9 protein-coding genes and 1 other annotated feature are annotated in these 12460 nt (G+C 58.4%); of the genes, 3 read left to right on the top strand and 6 right to left on the bottom strand.

The genetic code is table 11. The features are described from left to right. Positions 1–39: 39 nt before the first annotated feature. A protein-coding gene (locus ACEPP2_RS16355) for an IS3 family transposase (RefSeq protein WP_395517195.1) occupies positions 40–1271 on the bottom strand; the annotation gives its coding sequence in 2 pieces (ribosomal slippage) (positions 40–980 and positions 980–1271; 1233 coding nt in all). Beyond that, positions 871–987, bottom strand: a sequence feature (AL1L pseudoknot). Its footprint overlaps the gene before it by 117 nt. Here ACEPP2_RS16355 and ACEPP2_RS16350 point away from each other — a divergent pair. From ACEPP2_RS16350 to ACEPP2_RS16340, 3 genes are all read left to right on the top strand, one after another. Then, entirely contained in the window at positions 1270–2214 is a 945-nt protein-coding gene (locus ACEPP2_RS16350) for a PAN domain-containing protein (RefSeq protein ID WP_395517204.1), read from the top strand. The genes ACEPP2_RS16355 and ACEPP2_RS16350 overlap by 2 nt on opposite strands. Positions 2215–2334: 120 nt before the next feature. Further along, positions 2335–3888 carry a DNA cytosine methyltransferase gene (locus ACEPP2_RS16345; protein WP_395517194.1) on the top strand — a complete coding sequence of 518 codons (1554 nt, stop codon included), beginning with the start codon at positions 2335–2337 and terminating at the stop codon, positions 3886–3888. Between the two features lie 134 nt (positions 3889–4022). Then, positions 4023–4631 carry a hypothetical protein gene (locus ACEPP2_RS16340; protein WP_395517193.1) on the top strand — a complete coding sequence of 203 codons (609 nt, stop codon included), beginning with the start codon at positions 4023–4025 and terminating at the stop codon, positions 4629–4631. 28 nt (positions 4632–4659) lie between these two features. Here the strand turns inward: ACEPP2_RS16340 and ACEPP2_RS16335 are convergent, their stop codons facing one another. From ACEPP2_RS16335 to gpt, 5 genes are all read right to left on the bottom strand, one after another. Continuing rightward, entirely contained in the window at positions 4660–5793 is a 1134-nt protein-coding gene (locus tag ACEPP2_RS16335; RefSeq protein WP_395517192.1) for a hypothetical protein, read from the bottom strand. Positions 5794–5845: 52 nt separating this feature from the next. Then, positions 5846–6382: a DUF6680 family protein gene (locus ACEPP2_RS16330; protein ID WP_395517191.1), complete on the bottom strand. Its 537-nt coding sequence runs from the start codon at positions 6380–6382 to the stop codon at positions 5846–5848. 8 nt (positions 6383–6390) lie between these two features. Continuing rightward, positions 6391–6726: a hypothetical protein gene (locus tag ACEPP2_RS16325; RefSeq protein WP_395517190.1), complete on the bottom strand. Its 336-nt coding sequence runs from the start codon at positions 6724–6726 to the stop codon at positions 6391–6393. Positions 6727–7212: 486 nt separating this feature from the next. Beyond that, the gene (locus ACEPP2_RS16320) at positions 7213–11031 is read right to left on the bottom strand and encodes a vitamin B12-dependent ribonucleotide reductase (protein ID WP_395517189.1); all 3819 of its coding nucleotides are present in this window, start codon (positions 11029–11031) and stop codon (positions 7213–7215) included. A gap of 675 nt (positions 11032–11706) precedes the next feature. Next, positions 11707–12204 carry a xanthine phosphoribosyltransferase gene (gene gpt / locus ACEPP2_RS16315; protein WP_077547911.1) on the bottom strand — a complete coding sequence of 166 codons (498 nt, stop codon included), beginning with the start codon at positions 12202–12204 and terminating at the stop codon, positions 11707–11709. Between the last annotated feature and the right edge of the window lie 256 nt (positions 12205–12460).

Genomic DNA, 12460 nt, shown 5'->3' with positions numbered 1-12460 from the left:
TGAACCGCCCCGGGTTTGCCGGAGACCGTTTGGTTTAAGTTATGCGGCCATAGCTGGTGCGTCCAGCATGGCGTAGTATCGTCGTTCTGCCTCTGCTGGCGGTATATTCCCGATGGGTTCCAGAAGACGGCGGTGGTTGAACCAGTCGACCCATTCGAGCGTGGCGAACTCTACGGCTTCGAAGTTGCGCCATGGTCCTCGCCGATGAATGACCTCGGCCTTGTAAAGACCGTTGATCGTTTCGGCGAGAGCATTGTCGTAACTATCGCCGACGCTTCCGACAGACGGCTCGATGCCCGCCTCCGCCAGCCGTTCGGAAAAGCGAATGGACACGTATTGCGAGCCGCGGTCGGAATGATGAACCAGCCCGCCACGTTTGACGGGCCGCCGATCATGCAGTGCCTGGTCGAGAGCATCGAGGACGAATCCCGCGTGCGCCGTTCGACTGGCCCGCCAGCCGACGATGCGGCGGGCGAAGGCATCGATGACAAAGGCCACGTAGACGAAGCCCTGCCAGGTCGCGACATAGGTGAAATCGGATAACCACAGCATGTTCGGCGCGGGAGCCTTGAAGTGGCGGTTGACGCGGTCGAGCGGACACGGGGCAGACTTGTCCGATACAGTGGTTTTGATTGGCTTGCCACGAATGATGCCTTGAAGACCCATCATTCTCATCAGCCTTGCGACGGTGCAGCGAGCGATATCGAAGCCTTCTCGCTGCAACTGTCGCCACACTTTCCGCACGCCATAGACCTGGAAGTTCTCGTTGAACACCCGGCGTATCTCGACTTTCATGGCAATATCATTCCGTTCGCGGGCCGATAGGCGACCCACGTCCGTGCGCTTGGCGACGACCTCATAATAGGTGGACGGGGCAATCGGCAGCAGCCTGCAGATCGGCTCGACCCCGAGCACCGAACGGTGTTCGTCGATGAAGGAAATCATCGCTTCAGTGGGCGGTCGAGCTCCGCCTGGGCAAAATACGCCGAGGCTTTGCGTAGAATCTCATTCGCCTGACGAAGCTCCCGGTTCTCCCGTTCCAGAGCCTTCATCTTCTCAGCCACGTCGCTTGGCAGACCTGCACGCTTGCCGCTGTTGACCTCGGCCTTCTTCACCCATTCATGGAGGGTATGCGCCGAGCAGCCGATCTTGGTCGCTATCGATGATACCGCCGCCCAGCGCGATGAGTATTCGGCTTCATGTTCCGTCACCATCCGAACGGCGCGGGCGCGGACTTCAGGAGAAAATTTGTTCGTCGTTTTGCTTGTCATAGACCCTACTTCTCACGAGTTGGGGTCTCCGGCAAACCCGGGGCGGTTCAATCCGTTAGCCGATCTGCTTTCGGACTCCGTGAAAATCACGACTGGGAATATCAACGCCCTTGCCGGGCTTCGTAATGATACCCGGTACATTCAGGTCTCTACGCCTATCCAGCCGGGTAATTCGGGTGGCCCGGTCGTTGATCGCGACGGCTTTGTGCTCGGGATCACGTCCGCCACGTTCTCCAAGAGCGCCGCTGACGAGATCGGTATCACCGCTCAGAACGTGAACTTCGCAATACGAGCGTCGGTCGCAGAGACGTTCATGCAGACGCAGTCAGTAGATCCAACGAAAGGAGAGCGTTCAGCAGACGCGTTACCGCTGCAAACGGCGGACCTGGCAGACCAAATCGCGCCCTCAGTCTATCAGATCCTATGTTATGGTAAGCGAGACGCTATTGGCACGACACGGACAGCGGAAACCAGCGTAGATCTTCCCGCGCCCTCTATCAAAGTGTTCATGGACGCGCCCGGCCACGACGCAATTGGCTTCGACTATAAAATGGTTCGTGATGTGAGCTACCCCGAATGTCGGGACATCTGCCAAGCAGAGGGGAAGTGCCAAGCAATCACCTACAACATCGCGCACAAGGTGTGCTTCCTGAAAGACGACATCGTCGCGCTGATACGAAATATGAACGCCATGGCGTCCTACGCTTCTGGTAAGGCAGCTGAAGTGATCGTCTCTGATTTTACGAGCTTCTCTGGAATGGACCTGCCGGGCGGAGACTATAAGCGGCTCCGTCGGAGTAACTATTTGTCCTGTTTCACAGCCTGTATCGGTGACCTCAAGTGCAAGGCCTTCTCCTACGTACCGAAGAAAGCCGAGTGTTGGCTAAAGGATCGGCTTGGGAAGCCACGGGCCACTAAGGGTGTAGAGCTCGGCATTAAGTAGGCGCAACGTGCAAGATTGATTGCCGTCTCCCATGAAGCCGAGACAACTTGAGCGAGCTACTTCAGCCTCTGTTCGGAAAACGTTGGTACCTAAGCCCAACACGGAGAGCTGGGGTAGCCTATGAGAGATTCAATTCACCTATCCATCTATGATCCGGAGCTAAGCCACCGGGAGAAGATCCGGGTACTGAGTACGTTCTCCGGTATTTCAGCAGCCGGTGCCGCCTGGGACTCGAGCGACTACGAGTTCGTAGGATATTGCGAGCCAGAGCCCTTTCAGTCGCACGTACTTCATCACCGCCGCGGAGCATCGAGGCCGAAATATCTTCCTGAGAGTTTTACAGGGAAGAGCGGCCGCAAGTGGTCGAACTACAGGCATATCCCGGAACAGGGCATCCCGAATTTTGGCGATATCGCACAAATTACAGATGACGATCTAAGACAGCTCGGGCGAGTAGATGTCCTGGAAGGTGGCAGCCCGTGCCAGGGCTTCTCAGTCGCCGGGATGCGCAAAGGAATGGAAGATCCAAGGAGCAACTTGCTCCTGGCTTTCTGTGAACTCGCGGATCGGATGCGCGAGATAAATGATCTCAAATTCGTAGTATGGGAAAATGTGCATGGCATCCTCGGGAAGAAAGATAGTTCCAACGGTTTCGGAAGCTTTTTGGGAGCAATTTCCCGATCAGGATGTGCGCTCGAGCCGCCAAGGCAAGGATGGCCTGACGCTGGTGAGGTGTTGGGACCAGAGAGCTGTAAAATTGCCTGGAGGACAATCGACGCTCAATACTGGGGAGTCGCCCAACGGAGGAAGCGAGTTTTCGCTGTCGCTAGCTTTGGACCACGAGGTGCCGTTGGAGATCCTGTCGAAATATTGTTTGAGCGGGAAGGCCGTAAGGGGAATTTTGCGCCGTCGGCACGTGAAGCTGTCGTCCCTACCTATCGAGGTCCAAGCGGCCTTGAATTCCGTAGCGAATACGAAAGAAGGCAAGATCCAGAAGTCCACAAAAGGCTGAAGCAGCTAACCTTGGACAGGATTAGACTGGAACGGAGGGACTTCGATGGCGACATCGATACGGTCCAGGTCAGCCTGCCGATCGAGGATGGCACTCCTATCGAGGAGATTGCCCCGTACGCCGATCAATCTCTGGATCGGATCAACGACGTCAGTTCCCACGTCGTGCTGTTTCCTCCCATCGTCGGCACCTTGAGCCATAGCGCAGCTGGCCTCTCTCGAGCGGCTGGGCAGGGTAATGAGCTGGACTTTGTCATCGTCACTAAGACAACCGAAGCAGCCGATGAGTGGATCATTCGACGGGCGACACCCTTGGAGGCGGAGCGTCTACAAGGATTTCCCGACTATTGGACAGACATCCCGTTCAAAGGAAAGCTGCCGAGCGACATCGTTCGATATCGCGCCCTCGGGAATTCGATGCCTGTACCCGTCATGGAGTTCATTGGGCGTGAGATCGCCCGGCATTACCGTGTCATGCTGAAACATGAAAAGCGAGAAAGTGGGCTGCCACGGAGGCAGTCGTCTGCGAACCCTATTCTGCGCTCGATTGCGAAGGCTTCTGCTCGGCGGCTGGGGAGGATGCCGGAAGGATTTCGCCTCCCGGCAAATGCTGCCACATGGATAGAAAGGCTGGCCAGTTGCACTGCCACTGAGCCTGCTTGAAATCTACTTCATTGGGAACGCCAACCGCTACTGATGGTCGCGAAAAGCCGAAGATCGAGTGTAATTACCAAACAATACCAACTTTGTCGTTGGCCAAGTCAGCGGAAATGCCAGGCCTCAAGGGGAAGTGGGAAATGACGGCAGAATTTATCAACGCTATAGCGGCTTTGATAGGTGCGATAAGTTGGCCACTCGCTGTTGTTGGGGTGGTTCTGTTGCTGCGCCGGGAGATCTCTCAGCTTCTAGGTCGTTTGGACCATATGAACTTCGGAGGGACTCGACTCGCCTTCGACAAGCAGATGAAGGCGGAGATCATCGACGCTGCCGAGAATCTTGCTGAGTCTGCCGAGGGTGCTCATGCCGCTCCGGCGGAGCGGAAGCTGGATAAAACCATGATGAAGATGGTTGAGACGGACCCCACCGGTGCAATCGTTTTCTCGTGGAAGCTAGTCCAAGACGCCCTAGTCGACTTGAGCAACAAGCACGGCATCTGGCTCGATCTCCGGAGTGCTCGTAAGAGTGCCGAACAGCTCTGCATGGCCGGAGCAATCTCGCCGGAAATGGCAGAGGTAATAAAGTCGCTTTACTCAACTTACAAGCGAGCAATACATTCATATGACTTCGCACCCGATCAGCAGTCCATCGAGGAGTACGTTTTCCTTACACAAGAAGCCGTTCAAGCAATCGAGGGTCGATCGCAGGTTGGATCTACAGTTCCAAAGAGCGGTTCGGCAATAAGTTAGCGTTTCATGCGCGGATGCATATTAGCCATTACGCTGGTGCAAACTTAAGAAGAGCTTCTTCAACTCTTTGATCGCCGAAGAGGGCTTCTGCCCATGCCTTCAACTGGTTGTGTATCGCCACTAACTGATCTCCTTCAACCGGACTGGCCAAGAAATCGGACAAACTTCGTTGAGCAATGAAGAGGGTGTGCCGATTGCCATTGATCCCGTCTTTATCAAGCCGGACGACGCCACCTTTGGCTCGAACAGAAGACACCCGTGGACGAATGACCGCATTTACATCTTCTCGCGCCGGCGCTTTCGGAGCCGCCTCGATGCGGAAAATAAGGTCAACGCTGTTTTGGCTGCCGTCTGCGAATGGCACTGCGTGATCAGAATTGTCGTAGAGAAATCCGACTGTGACTGCACCGTCCCAGTAAGGAGGCGCGAATTCAATCGCGACTCTACCATACGCATTTTTGACGCGAGCAGCGTCGATGTCGCGATGCGTTTCGGGAAGGAAATCCCAATCGAACTCTCGGAGCAGTTTCTCGCAGTATCGGTTCAGCCGACTAACAAGGGACTTCCCAACAAGGTAGCCGTCGATAATGTTCTGGGAGATCGGCTCGCCAGGGGTAAGGCCATAGTGTTGCATGAAGCCTAGGAGCTCCTTTGATGCATGATCAGGGATAGATTCCCGCAGGGCGACAAAAACATCTTCCCACAGGAAGGCGCTGAAGGTGGAGTTCTCGAACCTGTCTCGATCCGCTTTCGCCTTCCGGTGATCGGTCCCGCTCGCACATATGAAACAGAGGTAGCCATTCTCCTCTCGAGCGAGCAGTCGGTCATACTTCTTGAGTTGCGCGAGCTGGTACGGTGCGTCCCATTTGATTTCAACAAGAACGAGGAATGGGCTGCCATCCGAGAGGTCACCCTGGATTTCAATGTCTGGAAATATGGAGCTCTGTCTCTCGATGTCCGAGTAAGACGCCCGAGTTGAGATAACCACGGCGGCATTGTCGAATTCAGCATTGACTAGCCGCTCCAGCCAGCGGCGGCGGAAGTCTTCGTTTGACCTTAGCGAGTGGACGAAAGCTTCTGTGAGGAAATTCTCCGCTGGCTTAACCCCGTCACGGGGATGCCAATCAAAAAGGCTCACAAGCAAATTTGGTGGTGACTGCACTACAAAGGCTTTCTCAAATCCACGATCGACCGTTTTTACACTAGATCGATCGCTAGGGCGGAGGCACGTCATGCAATCTTCCGCTGCTGCCACTCCACTCTGTGACTACCGCAACTGGAAGTGGCTTTTTTCCGTCCAGCATTAACAGAAGCGAGCGTCGAAGGAGATTTTGCTCTATCTCATCATCGACCATTGCCTTCGGAATGTAGCCGCCGTCCAGTATGTCAAGTTGCTCCATCGCGTACCCGACGTTCTGACCCATAGCGTAGAGGAGTCGAGCGACTAGTCGCTGTGTACGCTCGTACCAGGAAGCATCGGCGATTGATGAGTTTAAGTGCCGCATCAATTCTAGATGCACGGCCAGAACTTTAGGCGCGTTGAAGAAATCGATCTCCACCATATTCAGTGCGGCAACGAATTCTGGGTTCAACTGCGTTCGGCGTGTGCGAATCAACACACGAAAGGTGTCAAGCTTGCGAGAACGCTTGCTGCGAAGTTCATCTACCCAACGGGTTACGAAAACAGCCGAAATGGGGCCCGCGAAAGTCGCGAACACGACAGCCCAGCCGAGCATGGTAGCGTTCTCCATCTCCCCCCCTACATGCCGGAGATCAGGGTCAGACGGAGATTCACCGGACCAGCGGGAGTTTCGATCCGCACAATGCTACCATCTGTTTCCTGAGAAGGTATCGAGAACGGAATCCGTATTGGGGGCGTGCCAGCCGGAACTGATGTTCCTGTTACAAGGACCCCGCCATCGTGAAAGCTGAGATCCACATAGCCAGTGACCGTACCTGCGGGTGTTGTGACATATTCCCCGCTATAGATGCCGCCGCCCATGTCTGCTCCGGCAACCTTACCGTCAATGAACGCTATAGCGCCGCCGCCTTGTCCAGCGCTCCCCGTGTATTCCATTTTAAAAACGCCGCGCAAACGAACGTTCCTCAGTTGGCCTGACTAACATCGACCTTGAACAGGATCCTCTTTTCAGGACCCGATCCCAAAGCTACGTGCCACCTCAAAAAAGCAATCTCAGCTGTTCCTTTGGAGTGACTCCCGCCTAACTCGACCAGAATTTCTCTCCTATAACCGCCCACCTGGCAGGATCTGATGATCGGTCTGCGCTTTGAACGCTCCTTCTCTTCGAAGCATTGCGAGATGCTTGTGGAGCATCTGAAGGTGTTTGTCGTCGGCATGAGAATACGAGATGAACGCAGAAACTGGCATGATCTCCCTTGCTCTCTAGGGCCCTTACGGCCTGTCACTTCATGCTTGCCTAACGTAGGTCTTCGAACCCTCTCAGGGTGAGATGCCTCCCAGCCGAAGCTGAGAGGCAATCTGTTGCATGCGTTGAGTAAGAACTATGCTTTCGGGTGACCAAACTTTGGTTTCCCTCACACAAAGATGGCCATCAGCCGATCAGCTGCACCCGCTCGTCGCGCCGCACGTGTCGCACTTCTCACACGTGCCGTTCCGCACCATCGTGAAATTCTGGCACTCGGAGCACATGTTGCCGGTGTAGCCTTGGGCGATCGAGCGCATGCGGCGTTCGTTTTCCACCTTCTTGGCTTCCGTCTTGGCAGCGGCGGCGTCGGCGGCGGCCTTGTCGGAGAAGAGGGCGGTGGAGGCCTGCTGCTCTTCGGTCGCAAGCTCGTCCAGAACCTCCTCGGCGATCTCCTCGGCCAGTTCCTTGGCGCGTTCCTCGTAATCGCGCTTGAAGGCGACGATTTCGGAGGTGGAGGCGGCGACGGCCGGTTCCAGCTTGCGGGCGGCGGAGCCGGCGAATGCCGTCACATTGCCGCCGGTGGAGGCCTTGGCAGGGGCGGCGGTGGCCGATCCCTTGGCTTCCGACGAGCCCGACTGGCCGCCCTGGATGAGCGTCGGCTTGTGGCCGCGCGTCCAGCCGGTGGAGATCAGGTTGGTCTTGCCTTCCTGGATGCCCTTGCCGAGCGCGGTGTTGGAGAAGTCCGACGTATCCACATGCGCCAGGTCATGGCGGTTGAGATAGGAGACGGCGAGTTCGCGGAACACGTAATCGAGGATCGACGTGGCGTTCTTGATGGCGTCGTTTCCGGTGACGATACCGGCCGGCTCGAACTTGGTGAAGGTGAAGGCCTCCACATATTCTTCCAGCGGCACGCCGTATTGCAGGCCGAGCGAGATGGCGATGGCGAAGTTGTTCATCATCGCACGGAAGGCGGCCCCTTCCTTGTGCATGTCGATGAAGATCTCGCCGAGGCGGCCGTCGCCGAATTCGCCGGTGCGCAGATAGACCTTGTGTCCGCCGACATTGGCCTTCTGGGTATAGCCCTGGCGGCGGTTCGGCAGCTTTTCACGCTCGCGGGTGACCCGCTCGATGACGCGCTCGACGATCTTTTCCGTGACCGTCACCGCCTGGGCGGCGACCGGCTGCTGGATCAGGTCCTCGATCGCTTCCTCGGCGTCATCCTCGTCGATCAGCGAGGCGTTGAGCGGCTGGGAGAGCTTCGAACCATCGCGGTAGAGCGCATTGGCCTTCAGCGCCAGCTTCCAGGAGAGCATGTAGGCCGCACCGCAATCCTCGACGGTCGCCTCGTTCGGCATGTTGATCGTCTTGGAGATGGCGCCCGAGATGAAGGGCTGGGCGGCTGCCATCATGCGGATGTGGCTTTCGACCGAGAGATAGCGCTTGCCGATCTTGCCGCAGGGATTGGCGCAATCGAAGACCGGCAGGTGCTCGGCCTTCAGGAAGGGCGCGCCTTCCAGCGTCATCGCACCGCAGACATGGATGTTGGCGGCCTCGATCTCCTTCTTCGAGAAGCCGATGTGCTCCAGGAGGTTGAAGCTCATGTCGGCGAGCTGCTCGTCGGAGACCTTGAGCGTCTCCTTCAGGAAGTCGGCGCCGAGCGTCCACTGGTTGAAGACGAACTTGATGTCGAAGGCCGACTTCAGCGCGCCATTGACGGCCTCGATCTTCTCGTCGGTGAAGCCCTTGGCCTTCAGCGAGCCGGGATTGATGCCAGGCGCCTGGTTGAGGTTGCCGTGGCCAACCGCATAGGCTTCGATCTCGGCGATCTGCGATTCCGAGTAGCCGAGCGTGCGCAGCGCTTCCGGAACGGCGCCGTTGATGATCTTGAAGTAGCCGCCGCCGGCGAGCTTCTTGAACTTCACCAGCGCGAAGTCGGGCTCGATGCCGGTCGTGTCGCAATCCATGACGAGGCCGATCGTGCCGGTGGGCGCAATCACGGTCGTCTGGGCGTTGCGGTAGCCGTGCTTCTCGCCGAGCTCGAGCGCCTTGTCCCAGGCGGCGCGGGCATGGGCGACGAGGTCCTGGTCCGGATTGTCGGAGTGGAGGAGTGCGACCGGGTTGACCGACAGGCCTTCATAGCCGGTGGTCTCGCCATGGGCGGCGCGGCGGTGGTTACGGATGACGCGCAGCATGTTCTCGCGGTTCGGCGCAAAGCCCGGGAAGGGGCCGAGTTCCGAGGCGATCTCTGCCGAGGTCGCATAGGCGACGCCGGTCATGATGGCGGTCAGCGAGCCGGCAATGGCGCGGCCCTCGGTGGAGTCATAGGGGATGCCAGAGGACATCAGCAGACCGCCGATATTGGCATAGCCGAGGCCGAGCGTGCGGTACTCGTAGGAGAGTTCGGCGATCTGGCGCGACGGGAACTGCGCCATCATGACCGAGACTTCCAGCACAACGGTCCACAGGCGCACCGCATGCTCGTAATCGGCGATGTCGATGCGCTTCGTCGTCGCGTCCTTGAACTGCAACAGGTTCAGCGAGGCGAGGTTGCAGGCCGTGTCGTCGAGGAACATGTATTCCGAGCACGGGTTCGACGCGCGGATCGGGCCGGCGGCCGGGCAGGTGTGCCAGTCGTTCATCGTCGTGTTGAAGTGCAGGCCCGGATCGGCGGAAGCCCAAGCGGCGTAGGAGATCTGCTCCCACAGGTCGCGCGCCTTCAGCGTCTTCATGACGCGGCCGTCCTTGCGGGCGGTGAGGTTCCACTCGCCGTCATTCTCCACGGCGCGCAGGAAGTCGTCCTTCAGCGAGACGGAATTGTTGGAGTTCTGGCCGGAAACGGTCAGGTAGGCGTCGGAATCCCAGTCGGTGTCATAGGTCTTGAACTCGAGGTCCTTGTAGCCCTGGCGCGCAAACTGGATGACGCGCTTGACGTAGTTCTCCGGAACCTGGTCGCGCTTGGCGGCGCGGATCTCGCGCTTCAGCGCCGGGTTCTTGTTGGGGTCGAAGCAGTCGTCGTCCGGGCCTTCGCAGTTGACGCAGGCCTTCATGATCGCCTTCAGGTGCTTGGCGACGATCTTGGAACCGGTGACGAGGGCGGCGACCTTCTGCTCTTCCTTGACCTTCCAGTTGATGTATTCCTCGATATCCGGGTGATCGATGTCGACCACCACCATCTTGGCCGCGCGACGAGTCGTGCCGCCCGACTTGATGGCGCCGGCAGCCCGGTCACCGATCTTGAGGAAGCTCATCAGGCCCGACGATTTGCCGCCGCCCGACAGCTTCTCGCCTTCGCCGCGCAGATAGGAGAAGTTGGAGCCGGTGCCGGAGCCATACTTGAAGAGACGGGCTTCGCGGACCCACAGATCCATGATGCCGCCCTCGTTGACGAGGTCATCCTCGACCGACTGGATGAAGCAGGCATGCGGTTGCGGATGCTCGTAGGCCGACTTCGACTTCGTCAGCTTGCCGGTGAAGGGATCGACATAGAAGTGGCCCTGGCCGGGGCCGTCGATGCCGTAGGCCCAGTGCAGGCCGGTGTTGAACCACTGCGGCGAATTCGGCGCGACGCGCTGGGTGGCGAGCATGTAGGCAAGCTCGTCGCGGAAGGCGAGCGCATCTTCTTCCGACGTGAAATACTTGCCCTTCCAGCCCCAGTAGGTCCAGGTACCGGCAAGGCGGGAGAAGACCTGGCGCGCATCGGTTTCGGAACCGTATTGCTCTTCCTTCGGCAAGGCCTTCAGCGCGTCGAGATCGGGGACGGACCGCCAGAGGAACGAAGGGACGTCGTTCTCTTCCACCTTCTTGAGGATCTTCGGCACGCCCGCCTTGCGGAAGTACTTCTGGGCAAGCACGTCGGTCGCAACCTGGGAGAACTGCGCCGGCACGTCGATATCCGCGAGCCGGAAGACGATCGAGCCGTCCGGATTGCGGATCTCGCTGACCGCCTTGCGGAATTCGATCCCGCCATAGGCGCCTGTCTCGGGCGTGGTGAAACGACGTTCGATGCGCATTGCCTTTGTCCCTCGTCTGCTGGCCCGTCAGGGCACGGATATTCGGTCCAGCTGCTCGCCATCATGGGCAGCCGGGGAAACTTCATCATCCAGGTGAATCACTGGGATACCGACCTGTATATTGTGATGAGGGTGGGCTGCAATACTAAATATAGTACTAACAGGTGGTTTTCACCAGTCCCCATCGGATGTTTCGGCAAGCCTCGAGGCGCGCGAAAAAACCCTCCGCCAGACCGCCCCTCATAGCAGGGTCTGCCGTTGTCGTTCCGCCTAAAAACTCGATGAAGGAACCGGCGCTCGGAAGTCCGTGGCCGGTTGCCGCCGCAACACCTGGCCAATTTCCCGCGAGCCGGGAGATTCGTCAAGGCATAGTTCGACACGGTTTCTTAACCACAAGATATTGTGTCTGGTGCTGTGGAAAACGGGGAAGAAATTTTCTGCTGGAATTTCAGACGGTTGTGGAGCCAGTGGCGGGCGCACCGGAAGAGCAGGGGATGCCGCGTTGGCGGACTATCGGGCGCAACACCCGGTAGATCAGGCAGTTGAGATATATTGGGCGTTGCGACGCGGCTTGTGGAAAAGCCCGCCGCGAAAAATAGCGACGGGCCGCGTCTTGACAGCAACGTCAATTCGGTGCTGCGGAGCGAGGAGGCGGGCGCAGAGGCGCCTTCTCCTTCAGCCCTTGTGGCCCTTGGCGATCGGTTCCTGATAGGTGAACCCCAAGTCCCAGGGGAAGTAGATCCAGGTATCCTGGCTCACCTCGGTGATGAAGGTGTCGACGGTCGGGACGCCCTTCGGCTTGGCGTAGACGCAGGCGAAATGTGCCTTGGGCAGCATCTCGCGCACTTCCGATGCGGTCTTGCCCGTGTCGGTCAGGTCGTCCACGACCAGCACGCCTTCGCCGCCATTCGTGGCGAGCTCGGCAGTGATCCCCTTGAGCAGGTTCATCTCTCCCTGGCTCGTATAGTCGTGGTAGGAGGCGATGCAGACCGTCTCGATCAGGCGGATGTTCAGTTCGCGCGAGATGATCGCCGCCGGCACCAGGCCCCCGCGGGTGATGCAGACGATGGCGTGAAACTCCTGACCGAGGCCGGCGAGGCGCCAGGCAAGCGCCCGGGCATCGCGATGGAACTGGTCCCAGGAGACGGGGAAGGCTTTTTCAGGAAGAGACATGGTGGCTGCCATTAGCAAGAGCTGCGTTGGCTGTCGCTAATAGCCGCGAGTCCGGCACACTGGCAAGACGGTGCGACGCAAACAGGCAGGTGAAGCAGCCTGCCTGTCTCTCGCTGAGCGATGGAGCGCTGGAAGGCACCTGGCCTTTAGGGAGTGCCAGCGGGCAAGCGTCGTTGGACCTTTGGCCGATGCGCTCGGGCATCGGTCCGACGGCTCTCGATTTTCGGCCCTTGCTACACAAGCTCAGCGCGGGGGT

Source organism: Pseudorhizobium flavum (assembly GCF_044142885.1).
Lineage (GTDB): Bacteria > Pseudomonadota > Alphaproteobacteria > Rhizobiales > Rhizobiaceae > Neorhizobium > Neorhizobium flavum.
This window is presented reverse-complemented; position numbering and strand designations above follow the sequence as displayed.